The organism is Acididesulfobacillus acetoxydans, from assembly GCF_902729405.1.
GTDB lineage: Bacteria > Bacillota > Desulfitobacteriia > Desulfitobacteriales > Desulfitobacteriaceae > Acididesulfobacillus > Acididesulfobacillus acetoxydans.
Genome location: NZ_LR746496.1, coordinates 4374010 through 4392411 on the forward strand (window position 1 = coordinate 4374010; position 18402 = coordinate 4392411).

The window sequence follows — 18402 nt, forward strand, 5'->3', positions numbered from 1 at the left end:
TCTTTTTGGGGAGAACAGATTATACGGTTACTCATTCTCTTCGTATGTTACCTCTTCGCTCGTCACGTCCTTCCTGCCTCCGCCATGGTAAACAGCGGACAAACGCACATTCCAGAACGTGTGATTAGCCTCTATGACGCTGACGCAAGACCTATCCGGAAAGGCAAATTGAAGAGTCCTACGGAATTTGGCTATAAGACCGAAATCACAGAAAACGAAGACCGTCTTGTAACGGATTACCAAGTTCATATAGGTAACCCCAACGATGAAAGTTTGCTCTTGGGCACCGTAAGACGCCACATCGAAAATACTGGACGGATCCCATACGCTGTCGCCACTGACCCTGGTTACGGCAGTGGCAAGAATGAAGCAGCTTTAACAGAACTGGGGATAAGACGAATATCCATCCCAAAGAAGAGCAAGAAAACTCAGAAGCGACAAACCCATGAAAGACAAAGATGGTTTCGACGTCTGCAAGCATGGCGTGCCGGTGTAGAAGGAACCATCAGCATCTTGAAACGCAAATATGGCCTAGGGAGGAGTCTGCTCAGAGGACACCGTGGGGTCAGCATCTGGGTGGGATTTGGTATACTGACCTACAATTTGAGAAGATTGGCTGCTATGAATTAAGAAATAGCAAGGAATACACCCGTTCGATGACAGGGATTCCTGCTGATGTAGTTAAATCCGCAGGGGGCGATCAAGAGACGGTCTACAAACCTACTTTTTCAGGGCAATCTACATAGCGATGTCCGGCTTTCTTATACTGTAAGATGGCTTCTTTCGCCGTATGGGTGCTCCTTCCCGGGCGAAAGCCATGGCTTCCCTCGAAGAAGATTTCCTCAAAGGTCGGCTGGAGTACTTGAAGCACGGCCTGCTGACATACTCTGTCCGTCAGGGTGGGTATACCGAGGGGCCTTTGCTTGTTTGTGCCCGGTTTGTCTATATAGACCCGACGTACCGGCTGACTGCAGTACGTGTTCGCGTAGAGTTCGCCATGGAGTTGACGCACGTGCGCCTCCTCCTTGCTTCGCCACGTTTCCACGGTCACTTTGTCGACTCCGGCCGCTCCTTTGTTGGCACATACCTTCGCACTGGCTATCCGCAGATTCATTAGGCGGTATACCTTGTCTATGACGCTGTGTAATGGTTTTACCCTGTCCGCACCCTTCTCTGTCCGGCTTCCGGTCACGACAGTCCGGTACCTGCTTGCAGGTTCTGGTCGTTTTCCTGTTGAAGTTTGACCTGGCCCGTCTGTTGCTCCGTCGAAGCGCTCATCGGTGTCGTCCTTCCCTGGTATATCCAGGTACTATGACGGCGCTGACTCCTCCTGCGGCATGCGGTTTCCCTATAACCTGCTCCTAGTCGGAGAGCCGCAGGAGGTCTCATTCGGTAACCCTCTTTTGTTGTTCAGAGCCTCCCCATGCCTAAACACTTATGTACATCTCCCCAGGGGTTCCTTACCTAGCCCCGGCTCGACCGTCTCCGGCCAGGCTGCAACTCATAGCGCAGTCTCGCCTGACCACCTCGGCCTAATCCAATACCGACTGTCGCTTGGGTATTCGAAAACGGGTCTGCTCCTCGGCCTCAGGCCCTTTTCTGACCGCCTCGCGGCGTGTCAGATAACCTAACTCTGGACTGGACGATTCGAGGGTCCGACTCTCCAGTGAGCCCCCAGAGTATCCTCGGATCTTGGCCTCGTTCCAGTGTAAGGACTGGAACGGGAGGACAACACCTCCACTAAACGAAATGGGGCAGCGAATCGCCCGCTATTCGCCAGCGTATCGACTCGCAGTGTAAATTAACCCACTATGATCGTACGGATACTGAGGCTTATATTCAACGCCACTTAGGGTATGCGGGAGCCAACAATGACATTTTCTCAGAGCAAGCCATCGACGACATCTACCGGTTTTCCAGCGGTCGCGCCCGGCTCATTAATAAAGTTTGTACGCATCGCCTCATGTATGGCGCCCAGAAGGGTGACCGGATTATTGATGACCGAATGGTGAAGCGCGTCATCGAGCAGTTACAGCTTTGTCTAGAGAATTTCACCTGGTCAAAACCCGCTTACAATGGGTAATACCAACGAAAGCTGTCACAGCCCGCAAACGTATGGATAATCTTGGTTTGACTGTTGGCGTCATGACTTAAATGGAGTATGACAGCGAAACTGTCATCAGGGGCAAAGTAAGATGGGGTAAAATGTAAGGGGAACCATTTCAAGCGGGAACAGCACTTGAAGAAATGAAGGATCGCGCTCTTTGCTGTCCGACAACTTACAAACGTTCGCGTACAAGGGATTGAGGCATCTGCCTTTCTCAATACTCATCCGGTAGAGCCCTTAACTGGGCCAAACTAAACACGGGGCCGTCCAGACACACATAACAGGAACCGATATTGCACCGACCGCACTGGCCTATTCCACATTTCATCCTCATTTCTAAAGTTGTGTAAATGTTTTCCGGAGAAAAAGCCAATTCCTCTAAAACATTGAAGGTGTTTTTCAGCATGACAGGAGGACCGCATAAAATACAAGCGGTTTCGTCAAGTTGCGGCTTAAGTTTCTTTACCAAATCCGGAACATAGCCCACATGCCCTCGCCAATCTTCTTCAGCTTTATCAACCGTAATGGCGACATCAAAATCCTCGCTTACCGGCCAGATTTCTGTGAGCTCCCTTTTAAAGACTAAGTCTTTGGGAGAACGAAAACCGCCGATTAACTGCAAATGGCCAAAATCCTTCCTGTGATTCAAGACATGTTTGATGAGAGAGCGAACAGGAGCCAATCCTATTCCTCCGGCAATAAAGAGCAAGTTCCTCCCCTGAAAGATATCAAGCGAAAATCCGTTACCATAAGGTCCGCGAATACCCATCGTCTGCCCTGCTTTGGCCTCATGCAGGGCTTCTGTCAAAATACCAACTCTTTTTACAGCTACTTCAAGGCAGTTTTCCCCGGCACTGGCGGCAAAGATTGCTTCACCCATCCCAAAAACGGAAAGCATGACTAACTGTCCTGGTGAGACCGGAAACGGAAGCTGCTCATCAAGAGTGGAAATGCTAAAAAGCTTAACATCGGGGGTTTCTTGAGTAATGCGCAATATTTTTGCCTTGACGGGAAGGAGCGCGTTAATTCTCTTTACATCATCAGCCGTCGCCGCTGGGTCAAGGGAGTTAGCCATCGATCTCCGCCTCCTTCACTCGTCGGATTACCTCAGTTATGTCCAAATTAACCGGACATAAGGCTACACAACGGCCACAGCCGGTACAAAGGAACTTGCCATAACGTTCTGGAAAATACCTGAGCTTATGAAGAAAACGTTGGCGGACCTTTTCTTTCTTCCCGGGTCGGGGATTGTGGCCCCCGGCCATTTCTGTATATTGTGAAAACATGCAACTATCCCAATGACGAATGGTGGACCCGTTGCAACCGTCCTTGGCACAGACAGAAATGTCAAAGCAATGGCAAGCAGGACATACATAAGTGCAGACCCCACAGTTCAGACACTTCGCCCCTAATTCGTCCCAAAGCGAATGGTCGAACATTTTCTGAAGCTTGTGGGTTATCCCTTGAGCATCAACGGTTAAAGCAAAGGAAGCGGGCCGGGGCTTAGCTACTTTCTTCTCTGCCAACAGACCGGAATTCTCGAGAAGACGACTTAGATTTAGCCCTTTTGCGGTATGACTCTCAACGCCAAAGGACTCTCCCAAGTCGAATAACTGCAGATCCGCTTGTTCGTGCTCACTAGGATCAACCCCCATCGATTGACAGAAGCAATCCCCGTCCGCCTCGAGACAGCCTAAGGCAACAATTATCGCATTGCCTCTTCTAATTCGATAATTATAGTCATTGATTCCACCCCGGCTTGTCTGGCTCAAAAATACGTCATCGAGACAAACAATGGCCTGAAGATCACAAGAACGGACGCCAAAAATGATAGTTGGTTCGATTTCCTTCGGAACAGGAGATATTTCCGTATCTTTTCCATGATTCGAATAGCTATAGAGATTTTCGACTCTGGGGAAAAGCAAGGACTTTGGACCAAGCTTCGTATTTTTGTCTAAACGAACTTCAAGTCCTGTGCTATAACGTACAAAACCACTGAAAGTCTCATTTCCCGCAGGTACGTATAACGGAGCATAAGAGGCAAAAATTTCTAAAGCCGAGTTCAAACTGATTTTATTTAATGTCTTCATTCTTGCAACTCCTCAGGAACCGACTTTTACAGCCAGGTTGAAGTGACTTAGGGGAAAGGAAGATTTCAGTTCAATTCCTGCATCGTAAGCCCCGCATAAGCGGTTGATTTCTTTGCTTACAAGGCGGTTTAAACTCATCACGGGGATACCGGCAGGACAAACCCGCTCGCATTCACCGCACTCGACACAGCGCTCTGCCACATGCATGGCTCTTGTCACCAAAAAAAAGCTGTTGGCAGACTGCAGGGCAGCTTTCGTCGTCCACTGCTTTCTATCGGAATCGAAGATGCATCCCGCACAATTGCAAGCGGGACAGATATTACGGCAGGCATAACAGCGCAAACATCTTTCAGCATAAGTTTGCCAAAGAAGCGCCTTTTGTCCGGATGGTAAATTATTCAGTGTGTCGACTGCTTCAAAGCGACGGTCAGCTCTTGATCCTACGGATTGAGCCGTTGCAAAGCCGGAATAAGTTCCGGTAGGTCGTCCCGACTCTGAGGAGACAGATACTTCACCAACCAAGCGGTCCGCATAGACAGGATTAGGGTACCTGCACTCCAGACATTTATTTAGTAAAGGAAGATCGTGGGGGTTCTCAGGATCCTCCACTTTGGCCCGATCATACATACCAGCACAGGGGAGGCCAATCACAATGATATTTTCCTTTTTCACCTGGTTGTCCTGGATGAGACGGATGATCCCCCGGCTGTCGCATCCCTTAACAAATACCGCCACTTTTTCATCCGAATCACGATAGTCCAGGAGATATTTTGCCAAATTATTGACCGCAAACCGGTCAAAATAAAGTCGATCCACTTGGTCTTCGTTGTGAATAAATGCGGGCGGGGTTAGATACCAGCGGCTTCCTTTTTCCCAGCCAATAATTGTTCCCACCGTGCGAGCGGCTAGGAGCTTTTGGGCGATTGTTCGCATTTCGATAATCAGCGGCTGATTCATAACTCCTCCTTAAAGAGCGTATTGGGCCCCATTTTTTCGACCTCCCGTGCAACCCGTTTTACCGTTTCCCTCAAGCCTTCCCTTTCAATACTGTCTGTCCATTTTACCTGGATGCGTTCTTTTTCCATTCCCATGAATTGCAGAAGCTCTGTGATCAGTTGCAAACGGTGCTGGGCATAATAATTCCCGCCTGGATAATGGCATTTGCCCGGAGGGCAACCTGTTACCAAAACTGCGTCAGCCCCCTTTTGAAAGGCCCTTAAGATATATTGAGGATTAATTCTACCGGCACAGGGAACTCGCAGACAGCGAAAATCCGGATAGCTCGGGTCATTGGGTTCAGGCAAGGACACTATGGATGACGGACTGTGCTCACAGACAATGCCCATAATTAACGGCGTCCAGCCAGATGAATTTTGAACATGAGGCTCCATCTCATTCACTCCTGTCGTCATAGCACAAATGAACTCCGCGGTCTATTGTTTCAACGGGTTTGGTCCTAGACTCCGTATTGTTTTGGCATAAAGTCCAATTTGTTGTTGAAAGAGAGTCTCCTCACCGTCTTCCGGGAGCTGTGAGCCGTTTGTTCTGGGCAGGCCGGCTAAAGCCGCCAGCACATCCTGAAAGCACAGCTCAGCAGCCGCACTTCGATCATAAGGACAAATCATGGTTTTCTCCCACAGATCAACGAAGGACCATTGATCAGGCTCTAATCCGACGTTTTTCTGATGTTTTTGCATTCGGATGCCAAAAAGATCTTTGGCACAGGCAGCTATCACTCCGTGAGCAGGATAGGTGCTTAGTCTCTTCCTAACGTCTTGCCACGCGTGTTCACTGCAGAGCCGATCCTCAACGAGTACCTGATTGAAGCCGCACCTGTACAAAGATTCCTCTAATTGCTCAAAATCGAGATACTGTTCAAGCTTTCCGCTGCAATTGCATAACACGGCCGTATCTGAGCCGGAAGTTTTAACGGTATTTGAACAAAGAGCATCCATGGCATTCAATAACTGCACATCACTGAAGTGACTCGGTTGACAGGCTCCTGACGGACAGTTGGCTGCACAGATTCCGCAAGAGCGGCAGGCTTGGGGATCCCGTTCAGAGACGAGTCGTTCTTTGCCTTTAATCAATATCTTACTTGGAACAACCGCGTCAAACGGACACACTTGCCGGCAAGTCAGACAGCCGTTGCATAGCTCCGGGTCCACGAATATTCCCGGTCTTTTTTCCTCCGGCCAGCCCAGATATTGGGCGCGTTCATTTTCAAACATCATTCTCGTTAATGTCTCTCTCAGGTTTTCCAGACGCTGTTTTGCAAGGATGTCGCCTTGGCGAATTTGGCAAGAGCCATGCTCACAGCCTAAGAGTAGTACGCCGTCCACACCCGAGGCTAAGGCATCATTGATAAGAGCTGCGTTGACAGCACCCATGCAGGGCACTCTGATAATTCGCATGTTTGGCGGCAAGGAAGTGCCTAAACCAATTTCTTTCATTAAAGCAGGGTAAGTGAGAGGTTCACAGCAGAAGGTCATAACTATGGGCTCTTCGCTGCCGTCTCCTTTAGTAGCACGAATTTCACTGCTGAGCTCTTCAATCCGAAGATCAGGCAAAGAAATACACTGTATCGGGCAACCTCCCACACAAATACCGCAACATTGGCATAAATCCTGGTTGACTTGCGGATACCCCTCGGAATTCAGAGAGTAAGCACCAGTGGGGCATTCTTCCATGCAACGTTTGCACTTATCACATTTTAGATAGTTTATCATGGCGCTTCTAGCGGTCCTACTTGCGCTGTCTACACCATTCCGGATTTTGCTGACTGCCATTTTTATTAAATCCCTAGCCGCCTGGAGAACATTTTCTCCCCGATAAGACCATAAGATTAACTCGCGTAAGGGAACCGTAGCGCAAGTTTGCTCCCCCAGGCCTGCTTTTCTGATGCAGGGAGAGAGTCGCTGATGAAGTGTTTCTGCGGCACAAGCGCCCACGACTAACCCACTGGGCTGGTCATTTTGAACTATTTCAGCGAACTTCTTAGTTCCTGCCATTGAACAAAGGTGTTCAACAACATAAACCCGGGATATTTTTTTATTCTTGCTCAACTTTTCGGCCAAGCGTTCCAGATCCAGCCGAACGGATGAATCTTCCTGACAGTGACAAAGCACGACATCAACGGAGTTTGGCATAGGCTCTCCTCCTGATTAAGCGAAAATGTTCCAAGTGAAACCCCACTTTGTTCAAATGTCAGCTGTACCCATGGAGGGTGCAGCTGACACAAACAACATTTTCAATTTAACTTAATCATCATCATCGTTATCATCATCTACTTCATTGTGATTTTTGACCACAAAGCGTTCAACATTGCCCTCAATGTCAATACAGGTCCACGTGATACGGTTTGTACCCATCATGGGAATCAGTTTGGCTTCGTGGTAGCCGATTTGATAGGGAACCCTCGTTTCAATGGCCCCTTGCGGACAAATTTTGATGCAGGACATACAGTCCCAACAGTCTCTAGGGTCACGGCAGATCGCTTTGCCATTGGTTCCCAGAGTCATCAGGTCGCCGGGACAAATCTGTTCACAAAGAGGTTCTTTTTCGGCTTTGCAGCCGTCACATTTATTTAACAATACTTTTGGCGCCAATGTCAGTACGCTCCTTCCACATTACTGATATAATACTAGCGTTTTGGAGATTTGGAGACAAAACTAAACATGAATCCATGCTAACACCTACAGAGTAGGCTTATAACGATCACCGGGAACGATCTGATCATAAGGTCTTGTGAAAACTTCTACTTCGCCGGTATCGCGGTTCAGCTTGGAGTTGACAAAACAATCCAGGGCGGAATCCTTTTCGGGGTAGTCCATCCGGGTCTGCCAACCGGGCCAACGGGTTTCCTTACGGTACTTAAGGTGATAGATGAGGACTTCAGCCACATCCAATCGGTCAATAACCTCATGGGCAAGCATCAGCTCATGGAGGTCTTTGGCGTAGAGAAAGCTAACTTGTTTTTTCATCTTTCTGATGTGGCGCAAAGCATTGTCTAAACGCTCTTCATTCATGCGGTAAAATTGATGCACCCCGCCTGCGTATTCGTCCATAATGCGCTGCATTTTTTCTTCCATCCAGCGCGGGAGAACACCGTCTTCATTCGCGAGGAGCGGACTGAAAATCCTAGCCTTTTCAGCCGACAGCTGTTCCGTTAGGTCACAGTGCAGTTCTCCGATCCTTTCGATGTAAGTCACTGCTCCGCGAGCAGAGAGTAGTCCTTCAGCCCCGCATCCTCCGACAAATTTATTGGGAACCCCGCCGGCGACATCTCCGCACGCAAATAACCCGGGTAGCGTTGTTTGCCAGTTCTTATCCAGCCAATAACCGCTGGCTGTATGCCCCCCGACGATATATGGATCACTGCCATAGACTTCAATGGGTTCTTTGCCGATGTCGTGTCCGTTGGCAGCCAGGTAAAGAACGAAAGAAGGACGTTCGTTAAGGTAGTCAGTCTTCATTTCTTTGATCTGCTCAGGAGTCATTTGCCGTGTATCGACATAGATCGGTCCGCGACCGGCCAGGACTTCTTCCATAGGAGCACTGGCCCGGATATAACGGGGTGCTTTGTCTCCGCCATACTCGGCATAACGTTCGGCCAAGAACTTTTCTCCTTTTGCGTTGACCATTGGAGTCTTGTAACAGACGGAGATCGTGTCGATTGGGCCATTAAAATCCTTGGTGCGAACTGCTGCCCAGCGCATTTCAAAAGTCGTCATTTCCGCTCCGGCGCGAATCCCCATCGCATATCCGGTTCCCGTGTCAAAAGGACAATACCAAATCTGGTGGTGCGAGTCATTTCCGTCGTTCGTATAGGGTTTATAGAGTCCGCTGGCGCCACCGGTAGCCACGATGGTGGCTTTTCCCTTGATAGAGTAGAATTTGCCGTCTCTGACTCCGAAACCCATCGCGCCGACGACTTTTTCCCCGTCAAAAAGCAGATTCGTTGCGACAACTCTATTGACAACTTCTACGCCCATTTCCCTTGTTTTTTCCGCCAGAATGGGTTTCATTTCCGAACCTTGAATGGAGATATCCCACTGACCGCGATACTTTGCATCCCCGTTGTCATTCTTTTTGATCGGAAGTCCCCAACGTTCCCATTCCTCAATGGGTTCGTTCAGGCATCTGGAAATTTCCAGGGCCAGGTCCTCCCGGAGAAGACCGCCGGCCTGTGCACGGCTCCAGCGGACTAAGTCTTCCGGAGTCTTATCCTTCGGGAGGTAGGTATTGATAGCATCCATGCCACCGGCAAGACAACCGCTACGGTCGATATGAGCTTTTTCCATAATGATTACTTTCAGTTTGGAATTTATCTTTTTTGCTTCAATAGCAGCAAAACAGCCCGCATTACCTCCCCCGATAATCAAAATATCTGCTTCCAAGTGTTCTTCTCGGATTTCATCTAAATTGTTTAGCCGAGATTGAGTCATCGGTAGACCTCCTTATGTGTTCAAAATCAGGCATCTCTGAACGGCATCCGTGAAAGTGAGCTTATGGTACCATGAATAAGGAAAAGTGAAAGTCGTGCGCTGGACATTTGTGAAATTAGTGACCCAAAGGATAGCCCATGAGGCTCCACCATGGAACCATGATCACGAGGACATAGACAATCGCCATCAGGGTTACCGGAGCGCCTGCCTTAAAGAAATCGACAAAGCTGAAATCCTCAGAGCCATAGGCAACGACGCAAGAGGCCAATTCTACCGGGATTAAAAAGGTAAAGGGATCGAGAATGGCCACACTTAAGACAAATGGTACCGGGTTTAGATGGAGCATTGGAGCCAAAGCGACCAGTATGGGAGCTATCAAAGAGGTTGCCGCTACACTGCTGGCGATTCCCAGGCGGAAGATTTGGATGGCAACCATGACCATCAAGAGGACTAAAATACCGCTAACATGAGGGATTACTTTGAAAACATTCGAGGCGATTAGTTTCGCGACGCCCGTAGAAGATAAGGCTGAAGCCAGCGAAATGGCGCCGGCCAGCATGAGCCAGGTTCCCCACATTGTTTTTCCTTGCAGCGTTTTCCAGCCGATTGGCAATAAACCGGGTATAAACAAAACCAATAGTGCCAGCAAAGTGACCATCCCGGTTTGCATGTGGTTCAGCGATTTGGTTACCCATAACGCAACCGCTATGGCGAAGCAAGCCAGAATTAACCAGTCAACCACCTGCATTTTGCCCAGGGATGCTTTTTCCTGCCCGATTGCTTGAGCTCCGCCCGGAATGTTCAGACTGTTAACTTTAAAATGGTACTTCTGCCAGAAGAAAATGATCGGAGTAAGTCCGACCATGGGCCACATCATAAGGAACCATTTTGTCCAGGACAGATCAATGGAACCAGTCTTTGCCAAAATGGTTGCCACCACCACGTTTGGCATGTGTGATGTCAGAAACAGCGGTGCGCCAAGAGAGGCGGAAAATCCTATAGCCGCAATAGAAATCGCCTTTCTGATTTTTGCTTCATCTTCGTGTCCTTTGAAGATATCCTTTAATCCCTGTACCACAGGATAATAAGTTGAAGCACGAGCCACAGTAGCCGGAATGAACAAAGCCGAAGCGAGATTTGCCAGAAAAACTCCCCGGATGATCGAGCCTACTTTGGAGGACTTCCCGACCATCGCGAAAGCGATACGACGGTCCAGTCCCGCACAGCTCATCACCGCTGCAAACAAGAAAGTACCGATTACAAGAAAAGTAGTATTGTTTGTATAGCCAGAGAAAGCCTTGGGTATCTGGCTAAAGGCTCCGCTGATAATTAGCAGCAATGGGATAGCCAGACCCGAGATTGCTTTGGGAACAGAATCCGTCAGCCATGTGATAATGGCCCAGACTGTGACAGCCAAAGTGGCACGGCCGGCAAACGTCAACCCTTTACCGACGGGAACGACCATGACGATTAAAGCAAAAGCGATCCATGACAGAAAAAAACCGATGATGGCAGTTCGCCCATTGATGCCTGCAGCCTTGGCATTTCTCAGCAGTGAAAAACCCGAGGCCTTTTCATCGCAATATTCTATGGGTATGTTTGCCATAGGTTGAACACCAATCCTTTCTAGGAAGACTTCTTGAGCCTAACGCAGCCTGCCCGGGCTTCTGGCCAGACTTAAACCTCATCACAATTGTACCATGTGTTCACAAGCACGTATGTCGTTCAGTGGACATTTACAAAGAAAAAATCAGATAAACTGATAATAAATATTAGTAATCCTTATTATTCTGTTCAGTCACGGGGGGGAGAATGCTTCCAAAAAAAAGGGGGGGTAACAGGTACATACTTGGGTACATACTTTCTGATGCCAAAGAAACAATCATGAACTACCCGTTCACAAAGTAGAATGAAGATGTCACATTTCCGTAAACAATCTCGGCTTGTGCCGCGATCGTTGAAAACGATCGGTTAGTTAGAGTCCCCTGAAAAACTGCTAATTCGAAGAAATTTCGGCCAAAGATATCCAACCCAACCCGCATGAATAAAGGGTTTACCAGCGAAGGCGTTGGCTGGATGTTATAAAATGCGGACTTTTTCAGGGGAATCTAGTTAGAGTCCCCTGAAAAACTGCTAATTCGAAGAAATTTCGGCCAAAGATATCCAACCCAACCCGCATGAATAAAGGGTTTACCAGCGGAGGCGTTGGCTGGATGTTATAAAATACGGACTTTTTCAGGGGAATCTAGTTAAGAGGAGCCGAAGTTGCACTTGTGCACCCCCAGATTTTATACTTTCTGATATGCAAATAAAGCTGCTCAGTCCGGAGACAAAGCAGCCATTAATTCATGTTTTTCCTCAAAGCCCAGCAAAGCGTTTTAGGTTTTCAAGATCAGTAATTTCTATATTCCTTTTACTGGAATAAATAAGTTTCTGGTCCCTAAATTTATGCAAGGTCGTGGTCACGGTTTGACGGCAAGTTCCAATCATCGTAGCAATTTCATCTTGAGTCAGTTTAATATTCAGCTTTAGCCCCTTTTCTCCTGGAGAGACCCCTTTTTCTGCTAGGGAGATAAGTAGCCTGGCAAGTCTTCTGTCAACTTCGAATGTCATAAGATTTAATATGGTTGTCTCGGCCTCCCTAAGGCGATTGCTAAGGGTAGCTGCAATTTTCAGGGCGAGCTGGGGGCGGCAACACAACAATTCTTTAAATTTATTGCCATCCATCTTCCATAGGACAGATGGTTCGATCGTTTTCGCAAAGCAACACCTGTCCATCTCCCGGAGCACTTCGGCAATTCCGATGACATCGCCGCTTTTTCGGATACCGACCGTGACAATCGTTCCGAAAGGGGAAATCCGGAAGATTTTTATGTGACCTGTTTCAATTAGATAAACGAAGCGAGCGGAATTTTCTTCTTCAAAAATTGTCTCACCGGCTTTAAAAGTCATCCTTTCGGCAAGTCTCATAAATCTTTCACTTTCTTCAGTACTGACAGTTACTGCCGGATTCTGCTCTAACGCACTATTAAAATCCAAAGGGAATCCCCCCACGGTTAAAGTTTATCAGCGTAATGATTGATCAAACAACCTAACAGAATGATTTCCCTTCCATTAGTTGTCAGGTTTTTAGCCACAGCCCGATGGGTTTGACTCCGGCCGAGGTTATGAGTTCGGCCGGTATTACCTCCTCGCCACGGCTAACTTCCGCCCGAATTTCCGGAATAGAAATGAAATCATCCACGTTAAGACTCAGGCCCACAACGCTGTCCACCGTAAACGGCAGCATCCCCCAGTTGATCAGGTTGCTTCGATAGCGTTTGGCAGCATATTCGTTAGCGAGATTAGCCCACCCGCCCAAAACCTTCTCACAAGAGGCGGCCTGCTCCCGGGCAGAGCCATCACCCGGTTTGACGGCATAGATCGTCGTTCCGATTCCCGTACTCTCCAACAGGGCAGTCAAACTGCTAAAAGAAGTATGGCTGTTTTCCAGCACTTTTAGACAAACTTCTCTCAAACTGTGGGAAATTCTTTCCTCAACAACTTCGTCGTTCACTTAAGTCAAGGTCTTTAATTATTTGAAGGAGCGCCGTGTGCTATGAAAGTGGCACGCAGCACGGTGCGAACCGGGGGAAAAGGGACGCAAACAGGTAATGCTTATGGCTTACTTACCTAGCGGATTAGAAGGGCGACTACCCCCCACCGAACCGGAAAGCTGGAGGCTGGGGGATGCGCCGTACGGAAACCTATCACAAGAGATTGAAAATGTTCTCCAAGTCCATGGCTATTCGATTGACACTATTATAGTGGATGTGATGAAAACCTTCAAGCTAAAAACGTTATGCCATAATGTGGGGTTTAAAAAACAAGATGGCTACAGTTCGTTTCAGATAAGTATTTGAGGATTTTTCCGTTAATAGTCGCAAAATCCTGGCTAGCCCCGATGATGGCCACACCTGTCGGTTCCATGAAATAATTCATTGAATTTAATTCCTTCTATGGTGGGCATTTCCCTCTGCATGCCCACCGCAGACCATGCATATTTTGAGTAAGGGAATCAAAACATCAATTCTTTGGTATGATGTCATTAGACATACCTCTTTTCCACATACGGGGAAGTCATCGCCCCCAGGAGTCCTCCATAACTCAGATTAAACTCCACGATCGAACCCAGCGCAAGTTCCCCGGCTTCGGTCAAGTCGACGATAAGGTGATCCGAACTCGCTCCGAAAATCCTCAACCGTTGATCGCGCAACATCAAACCTTCCAAAGGTACATCCTGGCGCCCCAAAGCCAAGATTCCCCGTTTGCGCCATCCTTCATCGGTGAACTTTGGCAGCTTACCAAAAGCATCCTGTCCGGTTTCCCCTAGAGGAAGCGTCGGTTTTTCATAGCGTTCAATAATTTCAGCCCTGAGTACAAACGCATCAGGCACCGACCCCGGCAGCAGCCGCCTCTGAATGCTCTCCGTCCCCTGCAGGATACCTTCGCCAAGGCGCAGTTGATTAATGCGCTGAGGAATGGTTTGATTTAGGACCAGAGGCAGGTTTGCCGAGTTGCCTCCGGAAATAACGGCCAGCGAATATCCTAAAATCCCCTCCATGGCATCGGCCAGCTCAACCAGTTGCTTAACCTTCTCAACTGTGGGTATCAAACCACCGTAACAAGCGAAATTTGCACCCAGGCCTATAATCCGGATTCCTGGCAGCAGACGGGCTCTCTTTGTCAATTCAGGCAAATCCTGGGGCCAGACTCCTTCACGCAGATCACCGAGGTCCACCATAAGAATGACCTTGTGCTGTTTGTTGCAGCGGAGAGCCTCTTCCGACAAGGCCTGAAGTACTTCTAAGTCAGAATTCAGGCTGATATCAGCCCACCGGATCACCCTCTCTATTTGAGACAAACCCGGAATCCGCAATAGCATCAAGGATACATCAGGGAAAGCCTGACGCAGGCGTTGGAGATTTTCCCAGCGTGAATCGCCAAGCGTTGTAATCCCTCCCGCTAAGAAAGCCTCCGCGATGCGTACGTCCCCCAAAACACCTTTAGTTACCCCTACCACTTCAATACCTAAAGGGTCGGCCAAAGCGCGTACGGTTCGAACATTTGATTTAATCTTCTCAAGATCTATTACGATTTCGGGTAAACCCATTGGCTTTTCCCCCTTTGCCACATAAATGTCGACCATCATGGATAAAAATTAGTTAAGTTTTCTAAATCCTCAAGCCTTATTTCCTGCCGGTGTTTTTTGGGGTCGCGTCCACTCTGCCAAAATGGTACCCAGGAAAACCAAAGCCAATCCCAAGATACCGTTCCTGGTGAGCACATCCAAGCCAAAGAGCACAGAAAACAGGAGCGCAAAAATCGCTTCCAAACTTAACAAGAGTCCGACATGGGAAGGCGGTGTCAGCTTCTGTGCCCCTGTCTGCAACAAATAGGCTCCAATGCTGCCGAAAAGAATACCAAAGCCGATGGTTAAAACTGATAAAGATGTAAACTCACGGGGGAAGGGCTCCAAGATCAAAGCCAATATTATGCTTAAAAAACCTGTGACACTTACTTGGATCGTTGCCAAGGCTACCGAGTTAACTAAATTGACGGCTTTGTCTACCACCAGAATATGCATCGCAAACAGCACAGCCGACAGAAGCGTCAATGATTCCCCCAGCCCAAATACGAACCTGTTTTGGAAAAAGAGTAACCACATGCCAACTGCGACCAGCAATATGCCCGCAATCAACTTGCTCTCTGGCAATTTACGGGAAATGAGCGATTTGAATATCGGTGCAAACATAAAATACGTCATGGTAAGAAAGGCTGATATCCCGGGGGTGGTATACCGCAACCCCACTGTTTGCAAGGCAAAGCCGCCAAAGAGCAAGGTCCCAGCCAGGCACGTCCAAAACCAGGCACTCTTCCCTAGGGAAGTAATCTTGGGCCAAAAGAGAACGCTCATAATGGCCCCAGCTAACAAAAAGCGGATGCCAAGATAAAACAAGGGGGGGAAAGTCACGATCGTCAGCTTAATCAAAATCGTGTCAAAACCCCAAAAGGAAGCGGCTATCACCAACCCGGTATCCGCAGTCCAGCGGGTCTTTAAATTAATGGCCACGTTCATGATACCTGGTCCTGATACCTGGCCGTGATACTTTGTCGTGATACTGGGTCGCGGCCTGAACGAAAGCACCGTAGATCGCGGCGAAACGGCTATCCCTGACCATTAAAGATTCAGGGTGGAATTGGCAGCCCAGCACAAACAAATGCCGATCACTTTCATAGGCTTCGAGGATACCGTCGTCTGCCCAGGCCACAGCCCGCATGCCTGGAGCCAACCTATCAACCGCCTGGCGATGAAAGCTGTTGACTCCCACTCCGGTGGTCCCCATGAAAGAAGCCAGACGAGAATTCTCCGCAATCCGGATCTGATGACAGACCTGGTCATCCGGGCTTTCCTGCCGGTGCTCTTGCCGGGTCTTTTCCTGTAAAGAAAGATGCAGCGTTCCCCCAGCCACTTCATTGACCGTCTGGTGTCCGCGACAGATGCCCAAGATCGGCAGATCACGCTCCAAAGCCAACTTGACGATTTGGACGTCAAAACGGTGGCGGATGGGGTTTTGCTCCGCCAGACCCGGCAATGTTTGGTCACGGGTAAACTTTGCGGGTAACCCGCCCCCTCCGCTCATTAACAATCCATCCACTTCATCCATCATGGCCCGTACGCTGCCTTCGTTCTCAACGATCGGAAGGAGTATGGGTATTCCCCCTGTCTTTTCTACAGCCTGGACATAGATGCGAGCCAGATGAAGTCGATCGTTAAACCGATCACCTTCAGCTTGAAAAGCACAGTTTATACCAATAAGGGGTTTCGTCGTCTCCACCTCTCTCTGCTCTTAAAGGCACTTCCGCCTAGGTCTCTTAAACCCCAGGGCAGGTTTCAAAAATCTCGTTCTCCGTCCTGCTCTTACAGTTCAGTTCAGCCTACCGGTATCTCTATGTCGAGAAGCGGAGCATACTGCTGGCAGCCGAAGACATCCGATTCCCCCGGGCTGCCGCTGGGTCGGCGGCGATACATGGTAAACTTGATGGCATAAGCCGGATCGAACTCCACAAAGTCGGCAATCTCCCTTTCCTGTAAATTATAAATATTGCAGATCAATTCACGATTAATGACTCCGCTTTTTTTCACCAAATCATAATTCTCCTTTTCCCGGAAGATAATGTCAAATGTAATCTTATCCGGACCCGCGTTCTTACTTCGGATCGTTTTCGCCAGATCCACCAATTTCCTGGTTTTCATTTTGAACCTCCTCTATTCCTCTTTTCCTACTTCAATCAGTCTTACCGGGAAGAGCTCCAACGGATCATCCACTGCAACCACATGATTCAGCGTCCACATATAACCCGGAGAAGCTGGGAGTACTTCATCCAGCATGAAAGCGGCCCCTCCCGCCGTACCCTTGACCTCCGGCAGACGGGCGTAGAAGAGCTGACGGGTACCGATCATGGTGATCTCCTCCGCCATCTCCTTCGTGGGCGCCACCCCTTGAACAATAATACCCAGTTCATGGGACTTAATCTCTTTGACCGGTTCCAAATCGCCCATGACCCCGTTTTTGCCAAAGATACGGTAATGCAGTTCATAGCCGTTCGTCCCGTACTTCTCCTCCACTTGCTTTCTCGCCCAGCCAATCACTTGCTCAATATTCTTGATCGTATAGGGATCCCTGATGCCTGCAATCCCAATATAGCGTTCCCCGATTTTGCCTGATCCTTCCAGTTTGACTTTGGTTTTTCCCTCTATGGGGTGGAACTCGGGACCTGTGATCTTGCAAGTCTTTTCATCATACTGTTCATAGTGACAATGGGTCATATCCAAGACCCCGCCGGCCACATATTCGAAAAAGGGATTCGATCTTTCATACATGGCATGACCCGAGACTGAGGCCACCGTGCAGCGCTGTGCGGGATGCATGGCTTTGACCCTGACCTCTTCCCGGGTGATCGTACCCAAAACCGACTCTTTTCCGCCATAGGGTTCGGCGTTGAAGGAAGCACATTCCAGAACTTTGCCCAGATAATACGACAAATCCGCCGAAAAGCCATGGAACATGGCCGGGGCAGCGAAAATAGCACAGTCACTGGAACGTCCCCCGATAATGACATCCGCCCCCATTTCCAGCAGCTTCATAAAGGGATGAACTCCCGCCACCGCGACAATTCGGTCGGTTTTGGCCAGTTCCTCATAAGTTAAGTCAGGCCGTCCGTCCAAACCCTCAATCCTTTCGTCCTGGTCCATCTTTGCCCTTAGATAGGCTCTATTCACTTCGGAGTAAAAATAACCCAGTTTAAACTTGGGTAGGTTGTGTTTGCGCGCCAGTTCCGTGATAATCTCTACATACATGTCGACCCGGCTGTTAGTACCGGTGTCTCCCGCGGATCCTATGATCATGGGCACCCCGAGCCTGCGCGCTTCTACCAGCATTAATTCCAGATCATGTGTCTGCCACTCTCTGGGGCTGGCGCAAACATCCGCACCCAGAGGTCCCGGGCCAATGTCATCGCTGCCGGAATCACAAAGGATGAAGTCTGGCTTTTCCTGAACCCCCAAATAATAACTTTCTTCTTTGGTCGGGGCAAAGCCAAGATGACCGTTCGGACATAGAAATTTCAATTCCTCTTTCAATGCTTATTTCCCCTTTCACTCTCGTTTCCCTTTTGCACTGCCCGTTTCCCTTGTCGCTTTGCTCATAGCAGCCGG

General features: G+C 48.8%; 16 protein-coding genes and 1 pseudogene. 1 reads left to right on the forward strand and 16 read right to left on the reverse strand.

What is annotated here, in order from left to right; all coding sequences use genetic code 11:
• Window positions 1–87 precede the first annotated feature (87 nt).
• Window positions 88–630 (forward strand): annotated as a pseudogene (locus MNU25_RS19390) (transposase); the annotation flags it as partial.
• Window positions 631–712: 82 nt separating this feature from the next.
• Here the strand turns inward: MNU25_RS19390 and MNU25_RS19395 are convergent.
• The 16 genes from MNU25_RS19395 to MNU25_RS19470 all read right to left on the reverse strand — a co-directional run bounded on the left by MNU25_RS19395 (window position 713) and on the right by MNU25_RS19470 (window position 18327).
• Window positions 713–1114: an RNA-dependent RNA polymerase family protein gene (locus MNU25_RS19395; RefSeq protein WP_240986565.1), complete on the reverse strand. Its 402-nt coding sequence runs from the start codon at window positions 1112–1114 to the stop codon at window positions 713–715.
• A gap of 1207 nt (window positions 1115–2321) precedes the next feature.
• Window positions 2322–3182, reverse strand: coding sequence for an FAD/NAD(P)-binding protein (locus MNU25_RS19400; protein WP_240986566.1), 861 nt, complete (start codon window positions 3180–3182; stop codon window positions 2322–2324).
• Entirely contained in the window at window positions 3175–4197 is a 1023-nt protein-coding gene (locus MNU25_RS19405) for a 4Fe-4S dicluster domain-containing protein (RefSeq protein WP_240986567.1), read from the reverse strand. The genes MNU25_RS19400 and MNU25_RS19405 overlap by 8 nt, the downstream gene beginning before the upstream one ends.
• Window positions 4198–4209: 12 nt before the next feature.
• A complete protein-coding gene (locus MNU25_RS19410; RefSeq protein WP_240986568.1) occupies window positions 4210–5154 on the reverse strand; it encodes a 4Fe-4S dicluster domain-containing protein in 945 nt (314 codons plus the stop codon).
• The gene (locus tag MNU25_RS19415) at window positions 5151–5588 is read right to left on the reverse strand and encodes a hydrogenase iron-sulfur subunit (protein ID WP_240986569.1); all 438 of its coding nucleotides are present in this window, start codon (window positions 5586–5588) and stop codon (window positions 5151–5153) included. The genes MNU25_RS19410 and MNU25_RS19415 overlap by 4 nt, the downstream gene beginning before the upstream one ends.
• 42 nt (window positions 5589–5630) lie before the next feature.
• Window positions 5631–7274: a hydrogenase iron-sulfur subunit gene (locus tag MNU25_RS19420; RefSeq protein ID WP_240986570.1), complete on the reverse strand. Its 1644-nt coding sequence runs from the start codon at window positions 7272–7274 to the stop codon at window positions 5631–5633.
• A 183-nt stretch (window positions 7275–7457) separates the two neighbouring features.
• On the reverse strand, window positions 7458–7790 hold the full coding sequence (locus MNU25_RS19425) for a 4Fe-4S dicluster domain-containing protein (protein ID WP_240986571.1): 333 nt from the start codon (window positions 7788–7790) through the stop codon (window positions 7458–7460).
• Between the two features lie 102 nt (window positions 7791–7892).
• The gene (locus MNU25_RS19430; protein ID WP_240986572.1) at window positions 7893–9644 is read right to left on the reverse strand and encodes an adenylyl-sulfate reductase subunit alpha; all 1752 of its coding nucleotides are present in this window, start codon (window positions 9642–9644) and stop codon (window positions 7893–7895) included.
• A 115-nt stretch (window positions 9645–9759) separates the two neighbouring features.
• Window positions 9760–11250, reverse strand: coding sequence for an SLC13 family permease (locus MNU25_RS19435; RefSeq protein WP_240986573.1), 1491 nt, complete (start codon window positions 11248–11250; stop codon window positions 9760–9762).
• Window positions 11251–12002: 752 nt separating this feature from the next.
• Window positions 12003–12683, reverse strand: coding sequence for a Crp/Fnr family transcriptional regulator (locus MNU25_RS19440; protein WP_240986574.1), 681 nt, complete (start codon window positions 12681–12683; stop codon window positions 12003–12005).
• A gap of 82 nt (window positions 12684–12765) precedes the next feature.
• A complete protein-coding gene (locus tag MNU25_RS19445; protein ID WP_240986575.1) occupies window positions 12766–13200 on the reverse strand; it encodes a hypothetical protein in 435 nt (144 codons plus the stop codon).
• Window positions 13201–13731: 531 nt separating this feature from the next.
• Window positions 13732–14796 (reverse strand): alanine/ornithine racemase family PLP-dependent enzyme, encoded by a 1065-nt coding sequence (locus MNU25_RS19450; RefSeq protein WP_240986576.1) that lies wholly within the window; start codon window positions 14794–14796, stop codon window positions 13732–13734.
• 69 nt (window positions 14797–14865) lie between these two features.
• Complete coding sequence (locus tag MNU25_RS19455) at window positions 14866–15762, reverse strand: DMT family transporter (RefSeq protein ID WP_240986577.1); 897 nt, start codon at window positions 15760–15762, stop codon at window positions 14866–14868.
• On the reverse strand, window positions 15746–16522 hold the full coding sequence (locus MNU25_RS19460) for a gamma-glutamyl-gamma-aminobutyrate hydrolase family protein (RefSeq protein ID WP_240986578.1): 777 nt from the start codon (window positions 16520–16522) through the stop codon (window positions 15746–15748). The genes MNU25_RS19455 and MNU25_RS19460 overlap by 17 nt, the downstream gene beginning before the upstream one ends.
• A gap of 95 nt (window positions 16523–16617) precedes the next feature.
• Window positions 16618–16941, reverse strand: coding sequence for a DUF4387 domain-containing protein (locus tag MNU25_RS19465; RefSeq protein WP_240986579.1), 324 nt, complete (start codon window positions 16939–16941; stop codon window positions 16618–16620).
• A gap of 12 nt (window positions 16942–16953) precedes the next feature.
• Window positions 16954–18327, reverse strand: a complete 1374-nt coding sequence (locus MNU25_RS19470; protein ID WP_240986580.1) for an acyclic terpene utilization AtuA family protein — start codon at window positions 18325–18327, stop codon at window positions 16954–16956.
• Window positions 18328–18402 lie beyond the last annotated feature (75 nt).